Origin of the sequence: Roseobacter sp. MH60115 (genome assembly GCF_015644665.1) — a bacterium.
In the GTDB taxonomy this organism is placed as follows: domain Bacteria; phylum Pseudomonadota; class Alphaproteobacteria; order Rhodobacterales; family Rhodobacteraceae; genus Roseobacter.
Genome location: NZ_JADOBQ010000006.1, coordinates 255,888 through 281,735, shown reverse-complemented (window position 1 = coordinate 281,735; position 25,848 = coordinate 255,888). Strand labels below are relative to the sequence as shown.

Genomic DNA, 25,848 nt, shown 5'->3' with positions numbered 1-25,848 from the left:
ATCGTGCAAATGCACGTCAATCTCACGCAAAAGCTTCAACGCATCTTCATCCGAATACCGCTTCCGCGCCATCCATCATCCCTCCTGTGACACCAAAATAGTGGCACAGTTCTACGGGGCTAAGACACTGGAGCCACGCTCCAAGCAAGTGGCACAGCGTCGGGATAGGTCAGAACGGCTATGCCCGCGCTTACTAGCGCCCGTGCGCTTGATGAGGCAGCAATCTGATCAGCGGCAACAGAGAGCTGGGACAGGGTTTGCTCTTGGTAGTATTGGTTGCTATCGAGAACTGGGAAAACGGTCGGTCAACGACATGGCCCTATGCCTTCGCTTTATTGAGGCGCGTGTTTTTTTTTCTGCTGTCGTGACACCGACTTACCCTGCGATGTGCCGCGCTGAGATGGTCGACGATCACTCTCTTTCAATGATGCAGCCAACAGGTTGATGTGCAATCTCCAGGAAGAACTTCCTGGATCACGGATCGCCTCAATAACCGTCATTTACTTCACTCGTGTCCAGAAAACGCGCGAACAAAAGAGGATCAGTGGTGCGAAGGGAAGCCAGATTCCGCCTGTTGGGTGACCTTTGCCTATGGTCATACTTCCTTCAATAGCTCTGCATTCAGACTATTTTTCCTTTAATTTGATCCAATGAAGGTCCAATCACCGCAAAATTTACCTAATATGGCGGAGCGATATGTAGTGCCTCTTGGCGTGCAGAATGAATTAATCATTTGCCGAAGCACACGCATGCGTTGAACATGGTCGGAATAAGAAGACGACCAACAGGGAAAAGGGACAGACAATGACAACCAAACTGGTGATTGGCCTGGATGGGGAGGGGTCTGGCGACCGCGCTCTCAGCTATGCCACGGATCTGGCGAAACGGATCGGAGATTGCGAACTTCTGGTCGCATATGTGATCGAGTGGTCGCCCTACTCGTTCCAGACCGCAGAAGAAAACGCCCAGCGTCACAAGCGGCGGGAAGAAGAGATATCCACCGCGATGTCGCGCGTGGTCGATCCGGCCGTCGAAGGCCTGAAGAAAAACGGCATGACCGCCTCCGGGATCGTGCGCCATGGCGATGTGGCCCATACGCTCAACACGATCTGTGAAAAGGAAGGCGGCCACCAGATCATCGTGTGTCGCTCTTCCGAAGGCGGTATCACAAAACGCATTTTCGGCAGCTCGACCGCGAACCTCGTGATGAGCGCAACCGTGCCGGTCACGGTCATTGGATAAGGGGATATTACCATGAAAATCTTGAACAAAGCCCTGTTGGCAGCACCGGCAATTGCCGCCGCTCTGCCCGCACACGCGCAGGACGCGATGTCGCTGGACGAGCGGGTGAATACCATCTTTGCGCAATTCACCGGCCCCTTCGTGAACCTGATCTTTGCCCCCCTGCCCGGCACCAGCTTTCCCTGGATCGTCTTGTGGCTGGTGGTCGCGGCGTCGGTCTTCACCATCTATTTTTCCTTCGTGCAGCTGCGCTACTTCAGCCACGCCGTGTCGCTGGTCAAAGGGGATTACTCCGATCCGGATGATGCCGGTGAGGTCAGTCACTTTCAGGCCCTCGCGACTGCCCTTTCCGGAACGGTTGGTCTGGGCAACATCGCGGGCGTCGCGGTCGCCGTCGGCATTGGCGGCCCTGGTGCGACGTTCTGGATGATCCTCGCAGGCCTGCTCGGCATGGCCTCGAAGTTCACGGAATGTACGTTGGGTGTGAAATACCGCAATGAATATCCGGACGGTACCGTCTCGGGTGGTCCGATGTACTACATCTCCAAAGGTTTCAAGGAACGTGGTTTGCCCGGCGGTGGCGCCTTGGCGATCCTGTTTTCGGTCTTTTGTATCCTTGGGGCGCTTGGCGGTGGCAATATGTTCCAGGCCAACCAGGCCCATGCGCAGATTGCCGGTATCGTTGGGGACTATCCGGGCTGGATCACCGGGCTGGTGTTCGCGGGCGTCGTCTTTGCGGTGATCGTCGGTGGCATTAAGTCTATCGCGAATGTCACCGAAAAGGTCGTGCCGTTCATGGGGATCCTCTACGTCGGTGCGGCTCTGGTCATTCTTCTGGTCAACTACGACCAGATTGGCTGGGCGTTCGGACAGATTTTTGCCGGGGCCTTTACCGGGCTGGGCGTTGCGGGTGGTTTTGTCGGCGCGCTGATCCAGGGCTTCAAGCGGGCGGCGTTTTCGAACGAGGCCGGTGTCGGGTCTGCCGCGATTGCACACTCGGCGGTACGGACGAAGGAGCCCATCACGGAAGGCTTTGTCTCTCTGCTGGAACCCCTGATCGATACCGTGGTGATCTGCACCATGACCGCCTTGGTGATCACCATCTCCGGCCAGTTGCTTATTGATCCGGATACCGGGCTCTACATGCTTGACGGCTCCGCAATTGCGACTGTTGACGGGAACTCTGGCGTGTCCCTGACATCCGCGGCCTTTGGCGCTTCGATCAGCTGGTTCCCCTATGTGCTGGCGATTGCCGTGGTGCTGTTCGCGTTCTCGACCATGATTTCCTGGTCGTACTACGGGCTGAAGAGCTGGACGTATCTCTTTGGAGAAGGCAAGACCTCGGAGCTGATCTTCAAGATCATCTTCTGCGTCTTCATCGTCATCGGCGCGGCTGCCAGCCTTGGGCCGGTGATCGACTTCTCCGATGCCGCGATCTTTGCGATGGCCGTGGTGAATATCACCGCGCTCTATTTCCTGATGTCGATTGTCCGTGAGGAGCTGCGGTCTTACTCGGAACGTCTCCGGTCCGGTGAGATCAAGAAATTTGCGCACTGAAACCAATTCCCAAGGCGGTGCATGCCGCCTTGGGCACCCGTTGCCCGGAGGGCAATGCGCGCTTCTATCCGCAGATGATCTCAGTCTAACCGGTATTGCGCAGACCGCCCTGATGGGTTGTCAAAAACGAATGCAGGTCGTCAAACGGCAAGGCTTCGGAGAAGTGAAATCCCTGCAGAATCGTGCAGCCCATGCGTTGCATCATATCCGCATGTTGGCGCGTCTCGACGCCCTCTGCTGTCACCTTGATTTCCAGTGACTCGGCGATCCCAATGATCGACCGCACCATGTTCTGGCACACGCGCGAATCCGGCGCCCCCATGACAAGACGCTGATCAATCTTGAGCACGTCCGGACGCACCCGCATCAGACTGATCATCGATGCATGCCCGGATCCAAAGTCATCGATTTCGATCGACAACCCCTTCTCGCGCAGTAGATCTAGGGTGAAGTCGAGGAACTCCGGCTGATCATCGAGGAAAACGGATTCGAGTATTTCGAAGGAGACTGCCGTCTTGCGGAATTCCCGCTTGTCGATTGCCACCAGTAAATCAGGGTCCGACAAGCGGCTCGCCGTCACGTTGAAAGAAATCTTGGGCAGGTGTACCCCTCTTTCTTCCAGGGTCGAGACATCCTGGAGCGCCTTTTCCATGATCATCTTGTCCAGCGTGCCCAGCATCGACAGCTGATCGGCCACGCGCAGGAAACTGCTGGGCAGTAAGACACCCCGATCAGGATGCACCCAGCGTGCCAGCACTTCGACGCCAACAATCTCACGGCTTTGCGCATCAACCTGTGGCTGGTAGAAGGGTTCAAACTCCCCGCGCTCGATTCCGCACCGGATTTGTTCAGCGGTGTCGCGGACACCGATGACCTTGCGGTGCTCGTCTGTGCCATAGGCGACCACCTGATTCCGACCGCGTTCTTTTGCGAGATACAGCGCTGCGTCAGCCGCGCGGACAAGCTCGCGTCTCTCGACCAACATGCATTCGGAAGACGCGATGCCAAAGCTGGCGCCCACGCGGATGATCTTGCCTTCATACTCGATGGGCTGGGAGACCTTATGCAGGATGGTCTCCGCCAGATCCTGCGCGACCTGCAGACTGCCGTCATCGACCAGCAGCACGATGAATTCATCGCCCCCGATGCGCACCGGAACATTTTTACCGGCGGTCACATCACGCAATATGCGCGCGACTTCGCACAGAACCAGGTCTCCGGCCTCGTGCCCCATGGTGTCGTTGACGTTCTTGAAGTGATCAAGGTCGATCCTGATGATGGCCAGTGCCGATGTTTGTTCCTCGGCCCGACAGTGTTCCTCGAAGGTTACATTGAAACACCTGCGGTTTGGCAGGCCTGTCAGCTCGTCGTGCAGTGCCTGCCATTCCATGGCCGAAGTCGTGGCCAAAAGATTTGCCTCGTCCCGTTTGCGGTCGGAGATATCGCTTGAAATAGCCATGTAGCCATAGGGTTTGCCCAGGTCGTCGAACAGCGTCGAGATGCTCAACCGGACCCAGTATTCCTCTGTCACATTGCGATAGTTGATCAGTTCGACAGTGACCGGCGTATGGGAAATCAGGGCGGCCCGGATTTTGGCGCGGGCCTTGGGATCGGTGTTTGCGCCTTGCAGCAACGTGCTGGGCGTCTGTCCCTTGATCTGGCCGGCGGTATAGCCTGAGATCCGCTCGAACGCCGGGTTGTGCCACACGATGTTGGTGTCGAGGTCGGTGATCAGGATCGCCTCCTCGGCCTTGCGGGCAATCGCGGCGAGTTCGCTCAGTTCCTTTTGCTGCTCGCGCAGCTTGTTCCGGGAACGCTGGACCTCGGCATGCGGCCGCAGGATGGTTTGCTTGCCAAGCCAGCCAAAAACACCAAAGGGCAGCAGCAATGCGGCGGATACCGCAAGGATGGCTTTGGTAACCATTTCCTGCCCGATGGCTTTGAAGAGATTGCTTTCGGATGTGAACAACAACGACAGCCCGGTTGATCCGATGGGGACCAAAATGGCGTTGTCATCACCCGTATTCAGGTGGGCCACATCCGGAGACTGGACAATTCGTTTGCCCAGGGTGACCATACCGTCCGCCTTGGGTGTATTTTTGAGCGGCACATCTACCACGGTCACCAGAACGCCTTCTGCAAATCCGCGATGCAGGATGGGCGCGGCGATCAGGATGGTCTGCTCGTCCGGTATCTTGCCCACATGCGACTGGACCACTCTGGTCATCATCTCGTTTGTCGTCAGCACCTCAAGGCTGAGACTGCGCGCCGCCTGCATCGTGTCCAGGGATTGGCTATGCTGGCCCACGACGTGAAAGCTCAACGGCGTGCCGGAAAAGTCAAAGATCAGGAATTCCGATATGTCGTCCGGAAGAGTGGTGTTTTCGATGCGGTCGACAAATCCATCGTCGCTCATGACGTAGCCTACAATGTAGGACACAAGTGTCGGCTCCGAGCTCAGAAAACCGGTCAGGGATTCGCTGGGATCAAGAATTGCGTCGACGCGGGCCGCGACCCGCTGCGCCTGGCTCAAAACGGCCTGTCGCTGTGTTTCCACCAGAAATGGTTTCGATGTGATCCAGACGGCCGCCGCCGAAGTGGCCAGAGCCAGGGCAAAACTGCACCCGATCAACAGCCAGAAAACCCTGTTTATGGAGCCGATGTTTCGCATTCAGTGGTCCAGATGCGCCGGATCTGCAAGCGTCAGGCGACCTGTCTCCGCAAAAGTGGCCATGCATAAATCGGGCGCGCCCAGGGCTTCATGCGCGTCGCGATCCGTCATGGAATACGGACGAAACGGTCTTTCATAGGATTTGAGAATCCCCTCAATCGGCGCGGGCAGATTCTCCAGCGCCAGCCGGACCATGTCGCGGCGCGCCTCAATCGGGGCATCTGCCCACGCAGCGCTACCCACCGCCTGCTCCAGCGCGGCGAGGAACAGCTTTGTCAAATCATAGCCGTGCACAAAACCGGTAGAGGACGGGACCTCTGACAAACTGCTGAACTGCCTGCCCAGCAGGCTCGCGCCCTCCAGCGCGCGCGCCAGGACGGCGCCGCCGCTTTTCTCGACTTCCAGCCCACAGGTTTGCAGAACCTCAATGCGAAGGCCCATGCGTGCGTCGGGCGAGACCTGGGTCTCGAACGCACCGGCAAGGATGCCCCAGTGACTGATAATTTTTAGCCCGGGCAGGACGTTGTGCAGTTCATTCACCAGCAAGGCACCGCTGCTGGCGCTGGCAAGCATGATTACGCAGTCCGGACGGACGGTCGCAATCGATTGTGCAATTGACCGTGCGCTGGCCGTGCCAAGGCCTGCGGAAAACATGAAGACCGGCGGCGCATCCTGTTCCGCGTCATTGAAAGCCTCTTGCATGGTGCTGCTGTTGGCGCGGCCCCATCCGGTATCGATCAGCAAGAGCGCTGTGCGGCTGCAATGCGCATTGTTCACGGCACGGCTCACCAGGAACGGTCCCGCCTTGGTGTCGTCAACGGACAGCCGAAAAATCCAGTTCTCATCACCCTCGTCGGCGCGGGTGATCGGCCCGGCAGCGGACCAGGGCAAGAGCAGCAGAATGCCGTTCTCGTTGATGTATTCTCTGTTCGTCAGATAAGGCGGCGAGAGCGAGCCACCCACAATCGCAATCGCCTGAGGGTCGTTCTGGAAGGCGCGCAGGTTGCCCAGGGTGCGTTTCGAATTGGCGCGGTGGTCTTTGCGGACGACGTCAAGCAAAATGCCCGCCACCTGATGGTCAACCTCCGCCAGTGCGGTATGGACGCCCAGTTCAATGGCCTCCGCCGCCCGCTTCGAGATCGAAAAGTCAGCGTCAATGTAGAGGGTCAGCCGTTCTGCCGAGGCGGAGGACGCGAACCCAAGCACGAGCACGCACAACAGAGTTTTCAACGGGCTTTTTTTCATGAAGACCTCCTGGCAGTGTCGGGCCCATACCCGCGCAGGCGATCTTAATCTTGCAGCCCATTGGATTTCGTTAACGGTTCGGAAATGGGGGCCGCATGTGATGTAAAACTTCCCTGAGTTTTAGTTCAATTTTGCAATGATCAGAGGGAGCCGACGCTTCGGCGGATGGCGTTTCATCCCGCGCGTCCGCGTGGCCCCGTTTGGGCAGATCATTTTGAAGGTTGCGAGGCGTATCCCGCAACCACCTGAAGCAGCCTGAAGGACGTGGCTGCATCGTTTTGGACAACGGCGAGAAATTCCTCCGCCCCAAGCCTCAGCGCTTCAACCTCTGTCTTGGCGCGCATGGTCAACGCGCGCGGCTCGTTGCGGATCACGCCAAGCTCCCCGACCAATGACCCTGGACCCACCAGCGCCACCTGGGTCTCGCCGCGCTCCTCCTCGGGATGAAAGAGCTGCGCTTCGCCGGACAGGATCATATAGGCGCCGTCGGTTGGCATATCGTTCTTGTGGAAAATGACGTCGCCCTGCGAGGCGGAAAACCAGCGTGCGCCGAAGGCCAGCAACCTGAGTTGCTTTCGGTTCAAGGCAGAGAACATCGGCGTCGTTTCCAGCGCCCGCAGCTTGCGCAGCAGGTCCGCGCTTGCAGCGCCGTCGTCCGCCGTTTTTCCGGTCTGTTTTTCAGACACCATGCGCCCCTGGCGGATTTCGATGTGATCATCAAAGTCATCCACATCCTCGAAAGCCTCGCCAAGATGGATGAGGGTTGTCTTGGGCAGGAGCCGGCGCAGATTTCGTGCCATCGCGGTCCGTCCCAGCGCCTCTGTTCCCCGTAAGACGTTGTCCAGAATGAGAATATCCGGTCGCTTCACCGCTGCCCTGCTGATGGCAAGCGGTTCGACGAAGGCTGCCGGAAGGTCAGCGCCGCCAAGGGCCAGGGGCAGGTCGTAAATCAGCTCGGTCACGCTGGCGCGGAGCCCTGCCGCGTCCAGCACCTCCGAAACGATCTTGCGCAACTCATCCGCACGCCCCCCCGCGGTGTCGGAGATTTTGCCGTAAAGCGCGTTTTCCAGCACCGTGAGCCCCGGCGCGATCCGGTCGGGGCGCAGGGGCACGTAAAGCGCCCGTAATTCATCCTGCACCTTCAGACCGTTGGCTTTGCGCAGTTCCAGAATGCGGTCCTGCATCGCGTCGGAAAAGGCCGGGCCAATCTGCTCGGCTGAAATCTGTGCGGGTACCGTCATCAACAAAACCTTGTCGGCATCGCTCAAGGTCTGCGTGCCCGCCTGCCCGCGCGTTCTCAGCAGCTGCACGGAACGCTCGAACAGCTCCGGGTCCAGACCCAATTTGCGGAACAGCGGATGTTCCGTGCCATCGGTGCCGAAAATCTGGTTCAAAAGATCGATGACATCCCGGGATAGATCGAGCAGTCCCTCCTCGAGGCCGAGTTTGCGCAACAGGTCAAAAAGATCGGTCTGCGCGGCCAGCTCCTGCTGGCTGAGCGCGCGACGTGTGGTGGCAAAGAAGAGGTTGCTGGTGACGGGCAGCGCCGGATTGTACTGCTCGGGGTCAAAGCGGTACACATGCCGGTCCAGGCCTGCGGCGACAACCGCCTCCCAGACCCTTGGCCGCACGTCCACCAATCCGGCTACCAGATCAATCTTTTCATCGCTGTCGAGCTTTTGATCCAGCGCGCGCAGATAGAGCGTCTCTCCCGATCCCATCGCTTCCAGCAAAGACTGCCACCAGCCCCGCAATTCCCCTGCCTGCGCCAGTCCCGCGAGATCCGGGTTCAGCCATTCGGCATCCAGCGGATCACTGCTGTTTCCGGCGGCGGCGGCTTCCTGCGCCCTGAGCTCTGCGTCTTGAGACACTGTGCCGGTCGGACGCGACCTTAGGGACATCATCACGTTGTCTTCCAGCGATCCGCGAAAGAGCACCGGGCGCGCACTGGCATGGCCGATCCGGGCGGCAATGACGGATTGGTGCAGGCTCTTGAGCGCTGTGTCGCCGATGCTGATCGTCCCGCTGGCTGGCATGACCTCGCGCGTTAAAAGATCCGACATCGCCTGCCGGTCTTCGACACTGGGTGCGGTGATGGCCACCATCGATCCCGGTGCAAATCGGGCGGTGATGTTCTCCAGCACGGCATTGCCGGCGGCATCCACGACCGTGACATCCTGCATGTCGATGATGCCGTCGAGGTGGGGCAGCTTGTCCGGCCTGCCAGTCATCAGCGCTTCATCAATCACGCCGGAGGGCGAGAATTTTTCGGTGACCGTTTCCCAGCGCAGGCTCATGTCCTGCGCCTGATTGTAGAAGGTCAGCAACTCTTTCCAAGGCGAACTGAGGTCCTTGTAGGCGGCCAGTGCCGCAACGAGAGCGCCCAGCGACACCGCGCCCTGAATGACCAGATAGCCGCCCACCGAGAAGAAAAAGAAGGGTGTCAGCTGCGTGATGAAGTTGTTGATGAACTTCATGAAGAATTTCTTCTGATAGATCTGAAACCGGATGTTGAAGACGACGCCCAGGCGGTGGCTGATCGCCGACAGCCGGTGGCGCCAGCCGCCGTGGACGCGCAGCTCCCCCGCACCCGCAGCGCTTTCACCGATCATGGCGGCCAGCTGGCGCACTTCCTTGATCCGCTCTTTGTTCATCAGGTTGATCCGACGCTGCAGTTTCGGGATCAGCCAGGCCTGCAGCGGGATCAGGGCGACGGCGGCCAGTCCAAACCAGACACTTTGCAGGAAGAGAAACACAAGGATGGTGATCATCTGCCCGGCCTGCAGCACCGGCTGGGTCAGGGCATCACCCATCATGCCGCCCATGGGTTCGGTCTCGCCGGTGATCATGGCCACCAGCTCCCCCTGCGACGTGCGGCGGAAATAGGCCTTGGGAAAGCGCAGCATGCGGGAAATCAGGCTGTAGCGCAGGCGGCGCAGCATCCGTTCGGAGAGGATGCCCTTCATGGTGTTGATCCGCATTTTCAACAGGCCGTGCAGCAGCACGGACAGCAGGAATGCCGCGCAAAGCAGTGCCAGGAACCCCAGTTGGGTGAATTCAATACCCGCCACAGGGATCGCAGAGGACTGCGCGCCAATGGCGTCATTGATGATCCGTTTGGGCAATTCCAGCGTCAAATAGAGGAACGGGAATAACGTACTGGTGAACAACAGAAGTTTCAGTTGGTCACGCTTCGAGTACTTCCAAATGAATTGAAAGAGAGTCCTTTCGATGGTTCGCACCCCCATGCGCGACGTCGGTATCTGCCGTACCGCGTCTTATTGAATACCAACACTTTAGCGCAGGAATTCCAATTCGCGAACCGACTTCGTAGGGCATCGGGGCAGATTGCGGACCTGCCGCACGCTGTGGTTGAGAAAACAGGCCGGTTCGGGCCCAGGGCCTAAGAATTCGCGAAACATCTCCCTTTGATGTCCGCGAATCTCCCCACTTCTGCCCCACCCGTGCCCGAGTTCGGTGATCAGATATCCGGACAGAAGGCAAACCAGGGTCGTCATATGTCAGATTTGCAGGAAAAGACGGACAAGCGCCATGCGCGGCTCTTTGAGCTGATCCGTCAAAGAAACCAGGCGGAGGCGACAGTGGCCCGCGTTCAGGGCCACACCGTGCGACGCCTCAGCGCAAATGAAGCCGTTCAGCTACAACGCGCGGCTGCGCGATCCTTGCAGGCGCGTATGGAAACGCCCCTGCACTAGGCGTTAAAAGAAGGCCTCGGCGTTCAGGCCGACGGTCATCGCGCCGATCACCTCGCCCGTCGCCGGATCCGTCAGCGCCATGGAGACCTGCCCCTGGTAGGTTTGGGAGCTTTCATCGAATTCCACCTCGTCGACAAAGACCGCACCGGCCCCGGCTCCGTAGGTTTTGGAATATTTGTCCTCATCTCCCTGCCAGTAGTCGGAAGTGACATCGCTGGCCGCCACGTTCAGCCCCAGGGCGTCCATCACGAAAATCTCGGTAATCCGACCGCCCGACGCCGCCACCTGTTCGGCCAGGAAGGCGGACAGCGGGCGCCCCATGACGTCGCTGATCAGAGGCTGGGCGTCCTGACCCACCTCGGCACGCCACTGCGTATCCCAGGCCTCGATCTGCGCCGCGCTCGACCCGGCGGTTTGCGCGTTTTGCGCCGTGATGGCAGTGATCACCTGTTCGGATTGCGCCCAGGTCATCACATCTGTTTCAACAAAGGATTTCATGGCAGGTGGCGCATCCACGGCACCAGCGATGCTGGCGACCACGATCACGGGAATGGACAAGGCAAGAGTACGGATCATCGGAGAGGTCCTTTGTTGGGGTCGATGCGCCAAAGGGCGCTTGTGCTGATCCCAAGCTATCCAGAACTCCTCTAAGGATCGGTAAAGCTTTTAGGCTTCGGCCCGAAACCCAGTCGCCACAACGAATTTTTCGGAACTGTCCGCGCGCGAGGCCGGTGGCTTTATGTTCGCAACCTTGGAGAATCGCTGCTTGAGCAGCTTTTGCAACTCACCCTCCGCCCCACCGGCCAGCACCTTGGCCACAAAGGTGCCGCCTTCATCCAGCACGTCGAAGGCAAAATAGGCCGCAGCTTCGCAGAGCGCGATGATGCGCAGGTGATCGGTCTGCTTGTGACCGGAACTGCTGGCGGCCATGTCGGACATCACCACATCGGCCTTGCCCCCCAGCCATTCCTTGACCTTGAGATCGGCGTCATCCTCCATGAAGTCGAGCTGGTAGAGGTCGCACCCGGCAATCGGTTCCATCTCCTGCAGGTCGATCCCGAGGATCGTGCCGACCGCCTTGCCGGATTTCTCGCCCAATGCGTTCACACGTTTGACGGCGACCTGACACCAGCCGCCCGGTGCCGCCCCCAGATCGACCACCCGCGCGCCCGGCACGAGGAAGCGGTACTTGTCATCCAACTCCATGATCTTGAAGGCCGCCCTGCCCCGGTAGCCTTCGGCTTTGGCGCGTTTGACGTACGGATCGTTCAACTGGCGCTGCAGCCAGCGGGTGGAGCTGAGCTTGCGGCCACGGGCGGATTTCACCTTCACCTTGAGCTCGCGTTGCCCGCGTCCCGAGGTGTTCTTGCCGCTTGGGGTCTTGGCCATCAGAATTCTCCGTCTTCCAACACGCCGTCTGCGCTCATTTGTGCATAGAGTAAACCCTCGCGCAAACCGCGATCCGCTACCGAGAGCCTGTCCGTCGGCCAACAGCGCATCAGCGCCTGCAGGATGGCCGAGCCCGACATGATCAGCGCCTGCCGGTCCTGCCCGATGCGCGGATCGGCCCGTCGCCCTGCAGGCCCCAGCGCCAGATAGGAGCGGATCACCCGGTCGATCTGCTCCGTGGTCATGTGCAGGCCGTCCACCTTGGTACGATCATAGCGCTTGAGCCCCAAGTGACTGGCCGCAACGGTCGTGACCGTGCCCGAGGTGCCGACGATCTGGAACTTCTCTGTGGGCTGGGTGTCGTGATAAGGCGTGAAATCAGCGAGGTTCTCCTCAAAGAACCAGCTCATCAAGGCAAAGCGGGCCGCGTCGTCTTCGACGTCGTTGAACTGGTCGCGCAAGGTAGCCACGCCCAGAGGCACGGAAATCCAGTCGACCACCCGCGCCGCGGGCAGGTCGGAGACCGCCTGCTGGAACCCGCTGTGCAGCCGCATGATGGCCTGGGGCCGGTCCCTGCGCGGCACTTCCGTCAGATCGATCCACACCAGTTCCGTGGAGCCGCCCCCGATATCGACCACCAGCAGGTTTTCGGTGTTGCGGCTGACCAGCGGCGCGCAGGAAATCACCGCCAGCTGCGCCTCTTCCTGTGGCTTGATAATGTCGAGCTTCAGACCGGTTTCACGGTGCACGCGGCGGATGAAGTCATCGGCGTTCAGGGCGCGCCTGCAGGCTTCTGTTGCCACCAGCCGCATGCGGCGCACTTTGTTGCGGCGCAGCTTCTGCTGGCAAATCCGCAATGCCTGAACGGTGCGCGTCATGGATCCGCGCGACAACCGCCCGGTTTTCTCGAGCCCCGCGCCTAGTTGCACGGATTTCGAGAAGCTGTCGACCACATGGAAACCATTGCCCTGAGGTTGGGCGATCAACATGCGGCAGCTGTTGGTGCCCAGATCGAGGGCGGCATAAAGCTCACCGGATCGGGGCGGAACTGGCGCGGGGCTCAGAGCCGTCTTTTTTTTGAGCGCGCCCGCACCTTTGGGACGCTGTGGCGCCATCTTTCGCGCCTTTCATTTCGAGTTGGGACAAGAGTAGTCGCTACCGACCGCTGGCGCAAGCGTCCGTATGCGCCGCTGGCCAGGGCGCTGTTTTCGCGGGGCCCACAGTATATACAGCGGACCTCACAGTCTTCATGAGGATTATGGCGGCTGCCGCCTCTCGCGAAACGGGCGCCTTTGCGATAGACCTTACGCGTCGCGGACAGATGTTGTTCTGTCGAAAATCGGCCTCGAAATCGGCTTTTCTGCCGATAGACAGGCGGGAAGAGAGTGAGGGGGAATCAGCCATGCCTGACGTCACGATTGTTTATTGGCGCGATATTCCGGCCCAGGTGATCGTGGGCAAAGGCCGTCGTGGCTCCAAGCGGCAGCTGCCGGAGCGGTTTGAGCAGGCGATTGACCGGGCGGCCATGAAGGTTGGCGCCGAGGATACCGATGCTTATCTGGCAGAATGGCGCAAGGCCGCCCCCTTCCCTGTTGAGGGTGACCCCGATGCCGTCGCCGACGCCGAAGCTGCCCGTCTGGATGCGGAATACGACCGCGACCGGATCAAGGCGCTGATCAACAATGATGGCTGGGCCTGACCCCTGCCCCGATTTTTCGACCCCCTTCTTTTCCGAAAGGATCGCCTGATGGCTCTGCTGAACTTCAAGAAGAAAGACACGGCCCCGCAGACCCCCGCCAGCCCGGAGGTTGAGGCATTCCTGCAGGATTATTCCATCGAGGTGATGCCGCGTACCGCCGAGAAGGTGGAGAATTTCCGCGATCTGCTGCCTGAGGGCACGCGCGTCTATATCGCTCATATCGAAGGCACGCCCATCGAAGACATGATCGCCACGGCCAAGCGTCTGAACGCGGACGGCTACCCGGTGATGCCGCATTTCCCCGCGCGGATCATCAAGGACAAGGCGACGCTGGCCGATTGGATCGCGCGCTATCAGGGTGAGGCGGATGTCAAACAGGCGTTGCTGCTGGCAGGCGGTGTTGCCGCGCCACACGGCGACTTTGACAGCTCCATGCAGTTGATGGAGACCGGGCTTTTCGACGAAGCCGGTTTTGAGCGGCTGCACGTGGCAGGTCACCCCGAGGGCAACCGGGACATTGATGCGGATGGCTCCATGACCAATGTCACCGCTGCGCTGCACTGGAAGAACGACTTTCAGACCCGCACGGACGCGCAGATGGCGCTGGCCACGCAATTCGCCTTTGACGCAAAACCGATCATCAAATGGGCTGACGATCTGGCGGCGGATGGCATCACCCTGCCCGTGCACATCGGCATCGCCGGGCCTGCCAAGCTGCAGACCCTGATCAAATTCGCCATCGCCTGTGGTGTTGGCCCCTCGCTCAAGGTGCTGCAGAAACGCGCGATGGACGTCACCAAGCTGCTGCTGCCCTATGAGCCCACCGATGTTGTGGCCGAACTGGCAGCCCACAAGGCGGCCAACCCGGACTTCAACATCACCAACGTACATTTCTTCCCATTGGGCGGCATCAAAACCAATGCCACCTGGGCCACCGCCAATGGTGGTGCCGCCACCGCCCCTGCAAACGCCTGATCCAAGGACATCTGAATGACCCGTACCATTGTCGAATCCAAAACCAAGACCGCGATCATCGGCTTTGATCAGCCCTTCTGCGTGATTGGTGAACGGATCAATCCCACGGGCCGGAAGAAGCTGGCGATGGAGTTGGAGGCGGGCGATTTCTCGACCGTTGAGGCGGATGCGATTGCGCAAGTCGCCGCGGGCGCGACCGTGCTTGACGTGAACTCCGGGGCGGTCTTCACCAACAAGATGGCCGAAGACACGCGCTATGCAGACAACAACTTCGTCGAACCGCCGCTGATGAAGGAGTTGGTGGAGCGGGTGCAGGCCATTGTTGACGTGCCGCTCTGTATCGACAGCTCGGTGCCTGGCGCGCTGGAATCCGGTCTTGAAGCCTGTGAAGGCCGCCCCCTGCTGAATTCCGTGACAGGCGAGGAAGAGCGGCTGGAAATCGTGTTGCCGCTGGTCAAGAAATACAATGTGCCGGTGGTGGCGATTTCAAACGACGACACCGGCATTTCCGAAGACCCCGATGTGCGTTTCGCCGTGGCCAAGAAAATCGTGGAACGGGCTGCTGATTTCGGCATCCCCGCACATGATATTGTCGTCGATCCGCTGGTCATGCCCATTGGCGCCATGGCCACCGCGGGGCACCAGGTCTTTACGCTCGTGCGGCGCCTGCGTGAAGAGCTTGGGGTGAACACCACCTGTGGCGCGTCCAATATCTCCTTTGGTCTGCCCAACCGCCACGGCATCAACAACGCCTTTCTCCCCATGGCCATGGGGGCCGGCATGACATCGGCGATCATGAATCCGGTCGCCCTGCCCGTGCCTGCGGCCAAGATCGAAGCCAAGAAACTGGAACTCGCGGCGGCCGGTGTCGTCTTCCCCGACGACATAGATCTGGAGCTCTTCTGTCAACTGACGGGCCTGGGATCCACCAAGCCGCGCCCCGGCAAGGAAATGGAAGCGATTCGAGCCGCGAATTTCCTGACCAACAACGATCCGCACGGTGGGGAGTGGATTGCCTTCAACAAAGAAGCCCCGAAGCCTGGGCAGGAAGGGCGCGGACGGGCCGGTCGCAGTGGTGGACGTCGACGTCGCGCGTGACGCAATCCACCACGGAAGATGTTTGAAACCCCGGCCTTAAGCGCCGGGGTTTCTTGTTTCCATGTTCGTCCTTCCGGGGGGCGGTATTATGCCCCAAAAGTTTTTTTGCAGGTAACCCCGTCTTAACGGACTGCGCTCTACAACCGCTGCACTCGATTATGAAGCCGATGTGGAGAGAGCGATGCACCTGCAAAGACCTTGCAATTTGAGGAGAGCGCGATGAGTGCCCCCGTCCAACTCGCTCCCCGGCTCGACCTGCCCGCAGCCTCCGCTTTGGCGACCACGTTGAAAGAACACTCCGACGGGGAACTCGTTCTGGATCTGTCGGAGGTAAAGCACCTCGGCGCGCTTTGCCTGCAAGTTATCCTGTCTGCCGCGACCAGCGCTGTTGAGGCCGGTCGCTCGGTCTCTCTGATCAATGCCTCCGACCGCGTGATCGATCAACTGCGGGTCATGGGCCTGACACCAGAAGCTGTCGCAAGGGGACGCACATGACATTGGAAATTCTGGCTGTGGACGACAGCCGCACCATGCGTGACATGATACGTCTCGCGCTGCTGCCTGCTGGTTTCAACGTGCATACCGCCGATGATGGCGTGCACGGGATCGAGGTTCTGGATGGTATCGAGCCCGACGCGATCATTACCGACATCAACATGCCGCGTATGGACGGGTTCGGATTTATCGATGCGGTGCGCGGTCAGGATAAGCATCGCGCCACGCCTATTCTGGTTCTCACGACCGAAGCGGCGCCAGAGTTGAAAGCGCGCGCACGTGACGCCGGGGCTACCGGGTGGATTGTGAAACCATTTGACCCCTCAAAGCTGATCAAGGCTTTGCAGATGGTTGCGGGATAAGGGGGTCCGATGTCAGAGTCCAATGATCCCATGGCAGAAATCCGCGCCTCGTTCTTCATCGAGTGCGAGGAGCTTCTGGAGGCGCTGCAGGATGGGCTGCAGGCGCTGGATGATGGAGATGAAGACCCCGAAACGATCAACGTCGTCTTTCGTGCGGTTCATTCCATCAAAGGTGGCGCCGGTGCTTTCGGGTTGGAAGCGCTCGTGCGGTTTGCCCACCGGTTCGAAACGGTCCTGGACGAGGTGCGCGCGGGCAGAATGTCGCCCGAGAGCGACGCCCGCAAGATATTCTTCCAATGCGCCGACCACCTTTCGGACCTGGTGCGGATCAGCCGGGACGACGGTGATCTGCCCAAAGATGAAACGGCAAAACTTCTGGCCTCTCTTGACGGTCTTCTAGGCGAAACCGGCGCCGCAGAGGAAGAAGTAGAAGAGGAAGAGATCGATTTCCAGCCTGCGGCGCTGTCCTTCGACCTTGACCTCGGCGACGAGGAGGACGGCGGGCCTGATTTGCCGGACCTTCCCCCGTTGGACGATCTGCCTACCCCTTCTGACGCGGGTTTCATCATCCGCTTCAAACCGGACAATGATCTGTTTGAAACCGGCAATGAACCCTTTCACATGCTGCGGACGCTGGATGAGCTAGGCGAATGCACCGTTACCTGCCATTTGGATGAGCTGCCCGATTTCGACACGCTTGTTCCAGAGCAATCCTACTTGTCCTGGACGATCGAATTGAAGACCGATGTGGACGAAGCAGAGATTTCGGCGGCTTTTGAGTTTGTAGAAGGTTTGTGCACGCTCAGTATCGAGAAAAACGATGCTTCAGGTGATGCCGAGGAACCTGATGTGCCCGACCAATCAGTGGCCGAGGCAGAGGCCGAAGATCAGCCGAAGGATGTCGATGCCGCACCGGAAATTCCACCGCTTGCCCCGGTGGATGAACCTGTCAAAGATGTGCAGCCCGAACCAGAGGTGGCCTCACAACCTGATGGTGCTGCCAAGCCAAAGGCTTCACCACCCAAGGCGCCATCTCAAGCCGCCGCCGCCAAGTCCGTTGTGCGTGTGGATCTGGACCGCATTGAACGGCTGGTAAACTTGGTTGGCGAACTTGTCATCAATCAGGCAATGCTGTCTCAAAGCCTTGAAAGCTCCGGCCTCTCGCCGCATTCGGATGCAATGAATGGGCTAGAGGAATTCCAGCGACTGACCCGAGATATTCAGGACAGCGTCATGATGATCCGGGCGCAGCCGGTGAAATCTCTCTTTCAGCGCATGTCACGGATTGTCCGTGAGGCTTCTTCTGCCGTCGGGAAAGATGTGCGCTTGAATACGGAAGGTGAGAGCACGGAAGTCGATAAGACCGTGATCGAAAGACTGGCTGATCCGTTGACGCATATGATCCGCAACGCGGTTGATCACGGGCTCGAAAGCTCCGAAGATCGCATTGCCACCGGCAAGTCTGAACAGGGGCAAGTCAACCTGACAGCTGCGCATCGCTCAGGAAGAGTGGTCATCGAGGTTTCGGATGACGGTGGTGGGATCAACAGACCGAAAGTCCTTCAAATTGCTATGGACAAGGGTCTGGTTCCGGCAGACGCATCTCTGTCCGATACTGAAATCGACAATCTTCTGTTTCTGCCGGGGTTCTCGACGGCATCTGTCGTTTCCGACCTCTCGGGACGCGGTGTCGGAATGGATGTGGTGCGCACCTCCATTCAAGCACTTGGCGGTCGTATTTCGATTGCGTCGACGCCAGGGGTCGGCACGACATTCTCTATTTCTTTGCCACTTACCTTGGCTGTTTTGGACGGAATGGTCGTGCAAGTAGCTGAAGAAACTCTGGTACTCCCGCTGAACGTCGTAATCGAAACCCTCACGCTGACGAATGAGGATGTCGAAATGGTTCGGCCGGGCGCGAATGTAGTACGCGTTCGAAGCGGTTTCGTGCCCTTGTTCGATCTTGGAAAAGAGCTTGGGTATAGAGAACCTGTTGAAGATTATGACGGCTCTGTTGTTCTGCTGATTGCCCACGAAGACGGAAGCCGTGCGGCTTTGATTATCGATAGCATTCAAGATCAGCGCCAAGTGGTTATTAAGGGCCTTGATGACAGTTTTTATCGAGCTCCCGGTATCGCTGCAGCAACAATTCTCGGAGACGGCCAGATCGCGTTGATCTTGGATACGTCGGACATCATCACCAACGCAATCGGCGTCGCCGGCACAGCGGCCACTCAATCATCCACAGGACTGACGGCATGAGCGAAAAAGAAACCCCCACGGCAATCGAGTTGTTGACCTTCCAGTTGGCAGAACAGGAATACTCCCTGGATATTATGTCAGTGCGCGAAATTCGCGGCTGGACAAAGACGACCCCTTTGCCACATGCGCCAAGTTATATGAAGGGCGTAATCAATTTACGCGGCACAGTTTTACCAGTCATGGACTTATCCGAAAGACTGGGACTGAAGCCACAAAAACACACCGATAGAAATGTTATTATTGTTGTCAACCACGATGATGTTATGACCGGTTTATTGGTCGACGCTGTTTCTGACATTGTTGCTTTGACAGCGGACGATCTGCAACCTCCGCCGGAGATGCAGGCCAGCACATCTGTGAACGTCGTAAGTGCAATTACTCTAATCGATGAGAGGATGATCCGCGTTCTGGATCTCAGCTCAATCGTGCTGTCCGTACAAAGCAATGCGGCATGATGAAGACACAATCCGTAGATACTGCCATCGACGCAAAGAGTTTCGAAGCGATTGCTCAACTTGCCTATAGCGAGAGTGGTTTGCAATTAGCAGCTGAAAAAATGTCGATGATTCAATCGCGGTTACGACATAGGCTGCGGGCGTTGGACATTCCAAATTTCGAGAATTACAGCGCCTTTGTGTGTTCAGAAGATGGTCGGCACGAAAGACGGCACATGATTTCCGCACTGACCACAAATGTCTCTCATTTTTTTAGAGAAAAACATCACTTCGACGTACTTCAAAAGTGTGTGGTGAACGATTTTTTACCAAGACTGAGGAGTGGTGACCGAGTAAGAATTTGGTCAGCGGGATGCTCAAATGGCCAAGAAGCTCTTTCTATTGCGATGTCGTTGTTGGAAGCAGTTCCAGACATCGATGAAATGGACATTCGTATTTTGGCGACGGATATCGATGCCAATGTGGTTCAATTCGCGAAGGCGGCAACCTACCCAGACCGTTTGATCTCAGGTATTCCAGAAGAACTACTCCAGAAGTATTTCTCTCGTAAGAGAGAGAAGGAAGAAACAGTTTTTTGCGCGAACAGTAAGCTTCTTAACCTCGTTCGCTTCAACGAATTGAATCTTTTGTCAAAGTGGCCAATGAAGCAGAGCATGGATGTTATTTTCTGTAGGAACGTCGTCATCTACTTTGATACGGAGACGCAAAATCGTCTTTGGCCTCGCTTTCATCAAATACTAAACCCGAACGGGTACTTGTTTCTAGGACATTCCGAGAGGATTGCAGATCCGCAGGCCTCAGGTTTCGAAACAGATGGGCCAACAACTTATCGGCCAATGAACTCAGCCAACCAGACTTCGTCAGCGTCAAAGGGAAAATAGCCATGTCATTGCGGGACCAAATTAGAATTATGGTTGTGGATGATATGTCTACAAGCCGTGGCTTGATAACCCAGGCATTGGACGCTTTCGGTGTAAGAAATGTCTCAACAGCAGAAAACGGCGTTGACGCCTTGAAAGCATTGGCCACGCATCCGGTTCATTTGGTCATTTCGGACTACAATATGCCGCAAATGGATGGATTGCAGCTTCTGCACCAGTTGCGCGCCGCGCCAAAAACCAAAGGCGTGGGGTTTATTTTGATCACGGGGCGCGCTGAGCAGCAAATCATTGATCACGGTAAGAAGCTCGGGATGAATAATTACTTGAAAAAACCCTTTGAACAGGCGGGTTTGCGCAACTGCATAGAAGCTGTGGTGGGTCGCTTGTAAATGGCTCTTCATATCGGGTCGGAAGAACCTGTTAACAAGATAATTGAAAGACTTTCAACTTACCTCGACAGGCTGGCCGGTCAAGTGTTTGAACTTGAGAATACCGTCAGCCGAACTGTCGGTGAAAAAACGACATCGGATACAAGTACGATCACGGACCTTCAGGGCCTGGATTTCCTGAGGCAATCGTTGGAGGATTTGGCTCTCATGACGCTGTTAATGAGCAGACAGGAAGCATCTCGTTTTAGCGCTGCTGACTTGCAAGAAGTTAGTGCCAAATTGAAGCTTAAAGCGACTCAGTCCTTGCTCCAGGGCGAGAATCATACTCATTTTGGTGAAAAACCGGATTCCACAGGAGACTTGGATCTCTTTTGATAAGCTATGTATTCTCAATAAGAGCCACGATTCATCAACATAGTCAGAGTTTACCAGCCTGCTCTGGATCTGGTTGGATTGATGGATTGATAGCTTCGTCCACCATCTCTAAATGGGACTTGGCCATCATTTAATTTGCGATGCAGGGGCAACTTTCAAGCCATGTACAAAAAGCATCAATGGGCTAAATCGTCTTAGGCTGCCGCGGCCGACCAACCAGGTCTTGCGGGGCGTCTAGTATTCTGAGCTGAGCTGAGCTCACAAAAGCCTCACCGAACCACGACCCATGGCGCCTCTAGAGCGACACGGATCGTAATACGTCGGTTACGTTCATCTGCAACGGGTCCGGCATGCGCCTTTGCAGGCCGACGCGCTCCAGCCCCGACAACAAGCAGCAACGACTGGTGATCACGGTTACGCAATTGCGTCAGGTTGCTGTTGCGTTCAAGGGACCGAACCAAATGCGCGGCGCGGCGTGCCGATAAATCGAGATTGTCTTGTGCGATAGATCCTGCTCGCACCGGAGTGTTATCCGTATGTCCCACAACTTCCAACGCCCGCACGCTGCCGTCCACGCCCTTTGGGCACCGGTTCGAGGGTCTGGTGCCCGCCGCGGCGAAACATTTCAACGTGTCAAACAGTGCATCCGAAATCCGTTCCACATTGCGGGTGCTCGAACTGTCCAGCTCATATCGCCCTGAAGCAAACAGCAATTCGCTCGCATCAATCGCAATCTCGGCCTGTTCAATATCCAAAGCGTGCTTGATGCCGCGCTTGCTGAACTCATTGGAAAGCATGTCCAGAACCATAGAGCGACGGGCAACCAAATCGGACATGTAGGGCCCAACCGCCGGAGAGTCTTCGTAGTTTGCGCGAAAGAGGTAAATGTACAGAACCAGCAGCAAAACAAAGACAAACATGGTCGCAGCCATGATATCCATCAAGCTCCAGGCCAGCGTATCCGCTTCGTCATTTTCCATCTCAGGCTTCTCCTGACTGACGCGGTCCGTCAATGGACGCGGGTCTCAACCCGCACCGCTTTGTCGATTGCATCGATTATACGCTTCGTGTCGGCAGCGCCGGCGGCCGCTGCGGCGTCAATCCTTCGGCAAATCGGGCTCGTTTCCGATCCGAGAACCTGTGCAACCTGTTCAAGGGCACGTCGCACATGATAGAATTGACCGTTCAGAAACCTCTGGTCCGATGACGGGTTCAGGTGGTTGAGAACAGCGAGATACAACGCATCTGCAGATGCCCGGATATGACGCTGGGCGCGGCGTTGAACACTGCCGCAGACGAGATTTGCGGCCAACCCATAAAGAGAGGTGACGAAGGCCAAAGCAGCCCCGTTCAACAGCTCTCCGATTGCCGCCAGGAAGGCGGCGTTGCTGCCCGAATTCAGGCCGGTTCGAATGCTCGACAGCCCCACGACGATTCCCAGAAAGGTCCCGATAGCACCCAAAGCCACGAGGCTGGGGCCGGTCACGCGCGCTGACATCGGCAGGGTGGTTTGAGTGATCCGCGCAGGATCCAGAAACCTGTTCACCGCGTCAAGTTTCACCGCACCACCGCCGCTCTCCAACGGGACGGCAGTGGCCGCAAGTGCACCGCCTTCCGTCCCCAGTCCGGCGTCGGTGAAAGCCCTCTTCATGGCCCCGCCCAGGATCCAGATGCGCTGTGCGGCACTGGAATCCGGGCCCAGATCTTCCAATTGCTTTGTCAGCTTGCGCACTTTCAGCACTGTCAGGGTTGATCGGGAGACAGTGTGGAACAGACCACTCGCCAGTATCCCGGTCATGAAGATCAGAAAAATCGGCGTGATCGGTTCTTGCACCATGCTCCACACCCAATTCGGAAAGATGCTCCAGTCCATCTGATTTGCTCCCATTGCTTGAGGTCTGCAGGTCCATGTGCGGCCCGCTGAAACAGGCCGCACAGGCTTTAGTGCGCGAGAGTCACAGCGTCTTGACGCCCCGCTTGGCGGCCTTGGCAGGAGCTGCCTTCAGATCCCGCGGCATTTCCGTCTCCGCTGCCTGATGAAACTTTCGCATCATCTTCATCTTGTGCTTCAGTGGGGAGACGAGCCGCAGGTTGTCCACCCTGTTCTCCTTCACACCGTCGCGCCGCTCCCAGATGTGATCCAGCTCCATTGTCTTGCGTTTGCCGAGCTGTTCGTTTTTGGGCGCCAGAGGAGCTTTGCCTGCCTTCATGCGCTTGAGGTTTTCCTTGGTCGCATGCTTGCTCTTCAGGAACGCTGGATCTTCGGCCAGCGCCTTGTGGATCTTGCGACGCGTGGTGCCAAAGGTTTTATGCGTCCATGATTTTGCCTTGTTCACGAGGGACTTGGAGAACAGAAAGTTAGAGGGTTCGAGTTTCTTGGGCCCGCTTGTCGCAGCCCCCTGAAGCTGCCCCCGTGTGACCGCATTGGTCATGGTGGACTTAGCCGGCGCTTTTGACACCGTCTTCGTCGCCTGACGGGTCACTGTTTTCGACCCTGTGGAGGTAGCTGCACGCGTTGGTGCCGATTTCATTCCCTTGGCCATCATTCTTCTCCTTCTGGCTTGGTTGGAAATTCTTCAGGTTGTTCTTCCGCGCCGCTGCGCGGTGGTTTCGCATCCGGCGCTTGATCCGCGCGCGGAGGCTGATTTTGCTCTTCTGCTGCGGATTTCCGCAAAAGCGCCTGACGCGCATCGTCGATCAGATTGTCATAGGCGCCAGGGGCTTTCGAAACACGCCGACCGCCGAACCGGTTTTTTGCAGCCCTGTAGCGGTGCCCGTAGATCGGATGGGCGAAGTGCCCGGGGCGCCAGAGCTTGAGCTTGACAAGCCCGGCATGATCCGTGCGCACAAAGGCGATCATTTGGCTTTCACCCATTTTCGACAATTCGTGGCCGGGCAGCAGATCCACGTCGTTGCGTGAGATCTGATAGGCCCGCCAGCCGCCACCGGCGCCTGGAATTTTTTCAATCTTTTCCTGCAATGTCTTGCCGGCCACCTCGGTCACATGCTGATCGAGCTGAGGTTCCGCCCCGACCTTGCCAAAGATGCGGACGACCGCGCTGTTGGCCCATTTGGCGTAGGTTCCTTCGCCCCAGCCCCGCTCGATCTGCTGGGTGTTCTGAGCTGAAAAGACCCATCGGATCCCCTTTTGCCGGTGAAAATCGACAATCTCCGACAGCATGCGCGCCCCTGACCCCGGCACCGGCCCGGCGAAGGCGTTCAACTCGTCAATCCAAACGGTCACACCGTGGGCACGCGTTTTCCTGACCTGTTCTGCGGATAGGCGAATGCGCGGTTCGATGAGAGCGCCAAGCAGCAACCGCAGAAGTGCGCCGCTCACATCAATCGTGGCTTGTGAGATCTGGATGGCGACATCCAGCTTTGGATCGTTCAGCAGATCTTCAGGATCAAAGGCATAATCACCGGTTCCGCACACCATTGCGCGCTTGATCGGATGAGCGAGAAAGCCCAGTTCGTTGGAAAAAATCGCGGCCAGAGCGTTCTGAAATTCCGGATCTGCGATGCGGTCGGCGAGGGTCGAGCACAATTCGCGAAAGGCCGGATGCCCGTGCCGGGTCCAATACTGAAGGTCCTCGGCAAGCTCCGGATCGGTCAGGTAGGTGTAGACCGTGTCCAGTCGCGGAACCTCTCCCACCAGATGCGCACCGAATACCACGTTGCCGATCGTGCAGGCGACAAGTTCACGCGTGCAGCGTTCCAAGGCTCCGTGCTCACCACGTTCCTGAATGATCAGCCCGCTCAGGCGCATGACCTGGTCCCAGAAATCCTGTTCTTCGGGATCAAGTCTGTTGAGCACGTTGATGGTGGCCGTGTCGTGACCGATGTCGGATGAAATCACGTGCAGCTTGCGACCCGCGGCCTCGATCAGAGGTTTGTCCTTGTCGAAAACATTGCCCTGCGTCTCGATCAGGATCTTATTGGCTGTGCTATAGGTCAACCACGCCGTCTGGATCAGCGTTTTCCCGGCCCCTGCCCCACCAAGGATCAGCGCCCCGTTGCGGGCATCCGCCACGATCATCTGGCGCAGGTCGAAGATCGAAAACTCCACCGACATCACGCGCGATACCAGCCAGCTGATCCCCATCCAGGGCCACAGCCAGGGGCGCCACTTCGGCGGCGGTCCGAAGCCAATCACCAGATGGGAGGGCGGCAGCCGCGGCCGCGATACCAGAGCACGCAGATGCCTTTTGATGTTGCCCGCCACACCGTGCAGCACCCAGTTCGCGCGCCAGGGCGGTGTCATCCGGTTCGCAGCCATTTTCTGCTCGCCGGACGTGCGGCGCGTGTCCCCCCCATAGCGGCGTGCACCGTAGAGAAAGATACGCGCAGCCCAGGCAAGGACAAACAGGCTGAGCCCGGTCAAAAGCGGGTCCATGGCCAGAAGATGCTGCGAGAATGGGAGGGGACCCCAGATTGGCATCGGTACCGATTGCCCCTGCCCGAGAAGTGCCGCGAACAACCCGGCGGCAGCATTCCAGAGGGGCCCGAAAATCCACCGCGACAGCGATCCGAATGCATCTGGCAGTGATCCGTCGATTGCCTTGGACCAGGCGCGGAACAGGGCATAGGTCCCGGCAAAAGCCATGTAGCTCGACAGCGCGATAAACTGCGACATCGTGCCGTCCAGCCGCTTGAGCACCCCAAAGGCCAGTCCCATCAGCATTGCAGGACCCAGCACAAGCGCAATGGTCGTGAGATTGCCGCCCAACACCGGAAAGATCATGTCCAGCGACATGAATAGAACCATCACCGTCAGAACGACCCAGCCCTTTTTGCGAAAGTTCCTTGCAAGGCGGCGCAGGCACCAGAAGATCATGCGAAATGGCAGTTTGAGTACGAGCATTATGTTCCTCCCGCTTGATGTGAGATCGCCGTGCAAAACCCGTGACCCAAGGCGGCTGGCATATCGATTTCACGGCAGGCTGCAGGGGCCTGAATATGCTCAAGGTGGTGCAGATCAAACTTTGACAACATCAGAACACGTTCTCCGGGTGACAGGATTTGGCGACTGTAAGT

23 protein-coding genes are annotated in these 25,848 nt (G+C 58.0%); 13 read left to right on the top strand and 10 right to left on the bottom strand.

Annotation, left to right across the window (positions count from 1 at the left end; translation table 11 throughout):
* Nucleotides 1-804: 804 nt before the first annotated feature.
* Nucleotides 805-1,242, top strand: a complete 438-nt coding sequence (locus ISX84_RS19525; protein WP_195822066.1) for a universal stress protein — start codon at nt 805-807, stop codon at nt 1,240-1,242.
* A 12-nt stretch (nt 1,243-1,254) separates the two neighbouring features.
* Nucleotides 1,255-2,799 carry an alanine/glycine:cation symporter family protein gene (locus tag ISX84_RS19520; protein WP_195822065.1) on the top strand — a complete coding sequence of 515 codons (1,545 nt, stop codon included), beginning with the start codon at nt 1,255-1,257 and terminating at the stop codon, nt 2,797-2,799.
* Nucleotides 2,800-2,884: 85 nt separating this feature from the next.
* Here ISX84_RS19520 and ISX84_RS19515 read toward each other — a convergent pair whose 3' ends face one another.
* The 3 genes from ISX84_RS19515 to ISX84_RS19505 form a co-directional block, all read right to left on the bottom strand.
* On the bottom strand, nt 2,885-5,470 hold the full coding sequence (locus ISX84_RS19515) for a putative bifunctional diguanylate cyclase/phosphodiesterase (RefSeq protein WP_195822064.1): 2,586 nt from the start codon (nt 5,468-5,470) through the stop codon (nt 2,885-2,887).
* Nucleotides 5,471-6,715 (bottom strand): ABC transporter substrate-binding protein, encoded by a 1,245-nt coding sequence (locus tag ISX84_RS19510; protein WP_195822063.1) that lies wholly within the window; start codon nt 6,713-6,715, stop codon nt 5,471-5,473.
* 209 nt (nt 6,716-6,924) lie between these two features.
* A complete protein-coding gene (locus ISX84_RS19505; protein ID WP_195822062.1) occupies nt 6,925-9,963 on the bottom strand; it encodes an ABC transporter transmembrane domain-containing protein in 3,039 nt (1,012 codons plus the stop codon).
* A 270-nt stretch (nt 9,964-10,233) separates the two neighbouring features.
* Between ISX84_RS19505 and ISX84_RS19500 the strand changes: the two genes are divergently transcribed.
* Nucleotides 10,234-10,431 carry a hypothetical protein gene (locus ISX84_RS19500; protein ID WP_195822061.1) on the top strand — a complete coding sequence of 66 codons (198 nt, stop codon included), beginning with the start codon at nt 10,234-10,236 and terminating at the stop codon, nt 10,429-10,431.
* 3 nt (nt 10,432-10,434) lie between these two features.
* Here the strand turns inward: ISX84_RS19500 and ISX84_RS19495 are convergent, their stop codons facing one another.
* The 3 genes from ISX84_RS19495 to ISX84_RS19485 all read right to left on the bottom strand — a co-directional run bounded on the left by ISX84_RS19495 (nt 10,435) and on the right by ISX84_RS19485 (nt 12,935).
* Nucleotides 10,435-11,007 (bottom strand): cache domain-containing protein, encoded by a 573-nt coding sequence (locus ISX84_RS19495; protein ID WP_195822060.1) that lies wholly within the window; start codon nt 11,005-11,007, stop codon nt 10,435-10,437.
* Nucleotides 11,008-11,097: 90 nt separating this feature from the next.
* Nucleotides 11,098-11,820, bottom strand: a complete 723-nt coding sequence (locus tag ISX84_RS19490) for an RlmE family RNA methyltransferase (RefSeq protein ID WP_195822059.1) — start codon at nt 11,818-11,820, stop codon at nt 11,098-11,100.
* Nucleotides 11,820-12,935, bottom strand: coding sequence for a Ppx/GppA phosphatase family protein (locus tag ISX84_RS19485; protein ID WP_195822058.1), 1,116 nt, complete (start codon nt 12,933-12,935; stop codon nt 11,820-11,822). Before ISX84_RS19485 ends, ISX84_RS19490 begins: the two co-directional genes overlap by 1 nt.
* A gap of 287 nt (nt 12,936-13,222) precedes the next feature.
* Between ISX84_RS19485 and ISX84_RS19480 the strand changes: the two genes are divergently transcribed.
* From ISX84_RS19480 to ISX84_RS19435, 10 genes are all read left to right on the top strand, one after another.
* Nucleotides 13,223-13,519, top strand: a complete 297-nt coding sequence (locus ISX84_RS19480; protein WP_195822057.1) for a virulence factor — start codon at nt 13,223-13,225, stop codon at nt 13,517-13,519.
* 48 nt (nt 13,520-13,567) lie between these two features.
* Nucleotides 13,568-14,494 (top strand): methylenetetrahydrofolate reductase, encoded by a 927-nt coding sequence (locus ISX84_RS19475; protein ID WP_195822056.1) that lies wholly within the window; start codon nt 13,568-13,570, stop codon nt 14,492-14,494.
* Between the two features lie 15 nt (nt 14,495-14,509).
* Nucleotides 14,510-15,592, top strand: a complete 1,083-nt coding sequence (locus tag ISX84_RS19470) for a methyltetrahydrofolate cobalamin methyltransferase (protein WP_195822055.1) — start codon at nt 14,510-14,512, stop codon at nt 15,590-15,592.
* Nucleotides 15,593-15,811: 219 nt separating this feature from the next.
* The gene (locus ISX84_RS19465) at nt 15,812-16,087 is read left to right on the top strand and encodes an STAS domain-containing protein (RefSeq protein ID WP_195822054.1); all 276 of its coding nucleotides are present in this window, start codon (nt 15,812-15,814) and stop codon (nt 16,085-16,087) included.
* The gene (locus ISX84_RS19460) at nt 16,084-16,449 is read left to right on the top strand and encodes a response regulator (protein WP_195822053.1); all 366 of its coding nucleotides are present in this window, start codon (nt 16,084-16,086) and stop codon (nt 16,447-16,449) included. The genes ISX84_RS19465 and ISX84_RS19460 overlap by 4 nt, the downstream gene beginning before the upstream one ends.
* A 9-nt stretch (nt 16,450-16,458) precedes the next feature.
* Entirely contained in the window at nt 16,459-18,711 is a 2,253-nt protein-coding gene (locus ISX84_RS19455; RefSeq protein ID WP_195822052.1) for a chemotaxis protein CheA, read from the top strand.
* Nucleotides 18,708-19,166: a chemotaxis protein CheW gene (locus ISX84_RS19450; RefSeq protein ID WP_195822051.1), complete on the top strand. Its 459-nt coding sequence runs from the start codon at nt 18,708-18,710 to the stop codon at nt 19,164-19,166. The genes ISX84_RS19455 and ISX84_RS19450 overlap by 4 nt, the downstream gene beginning before the upstream one ends.
* Complete coding sequence (locus tag ISX84_RS19445) at nt 19,163-20,047, top strand: CheR family methyltransferase (protein ID WP_229884431.1); 885 nt, start codon at nt 19,163-19,165, stop codon at nt 20,045-20,047. The genes ISX84_RS19450 and ISX84_RS19445 overlap by 4 nt, the downstream gene beginning before the upstream one ends.
* A gap of 2 nt (nt 20,048-20,049) precedes the next feature.
* Complete coding sequence (locus tag ISX84_RS19440; RefSeq protein WP_195822050.1) at nt 20,050-20,436, top strand: response regulator; 387 nt, start codon at nt 20,050-20,052, stop codon at nt 20,434-20,436.
* Nucleotides 20,437-20,811, top strand: a complete 375-nt coding sequence (locus ISX84_RS19435; RefSeq protein WP_195822049.1) for a hypothetical protein — start codon at nt 20,437-20,439, stop codon at nt 20,809-20,811.
* Between the two features lie 269 nt (nt 20,812-21,080).
* Here the strand turns inward: ISX84_RS19435 and ISX84_RS19430 are convergent, their stop codons facing one another.
* The 4 genes from ISX84_RS19430 to ISX84_RS19415 form a co-directional block, all read right to left on the bottom strand.
* Entirely contained in the window at nt 21,081-21,791 is a 711-nt protein-coding gene (locus ISX84_RS19430) for an OmpA/MotB family protein (RefSeq protein WP_195822048.1), read from the bottom strand.
* A gap of 29 nt (nt 21,792-21,820) precedes the next feature.
* Nucleotides 21,821-22,684 carry a hypothetical protein gene (locus tag ISX84_RS19425; RefSeq protein ID WP_195822047.1) on the bottom strand — a complete coding sequence of 288 codons (864 nt, stop codon included), beginning with the start codon at nt 22,682-22,684 and terminating at the stop codon, nt 21,821-21,823.
* A gap of 82 nt (nt 22,685-22,766) precedes the next feature.
* Nucleotides 22,767-23,354, bottom strand: coding sequence for a hypothetical protein (locus tag ISX84_RS19420; RefSeq protein WP_195822046.1), 588 nt, complete (start codon nt 23,352-23,354; stop codon nt 22,767-22,769).
* The gene (locus ISX84_RS19415) at nt 23,354-25,675 is read right to left on the bottom strand and encodes a TraM recognition domain-containing protein (protein WP_195822045.1); all 2,322 of its coding nucleotides are present in this window, start codon (nt 25,673-25,675) and stop codon (nt 23,354-23,356) included. The genes ISX84_RS19420 and ISX84_RS19415 overlap by 1 nt, the downstream gene beginning before the upstream one ends.
* Nucleotides 25,676-25,848: the final 173 nt, after the last annotated feature.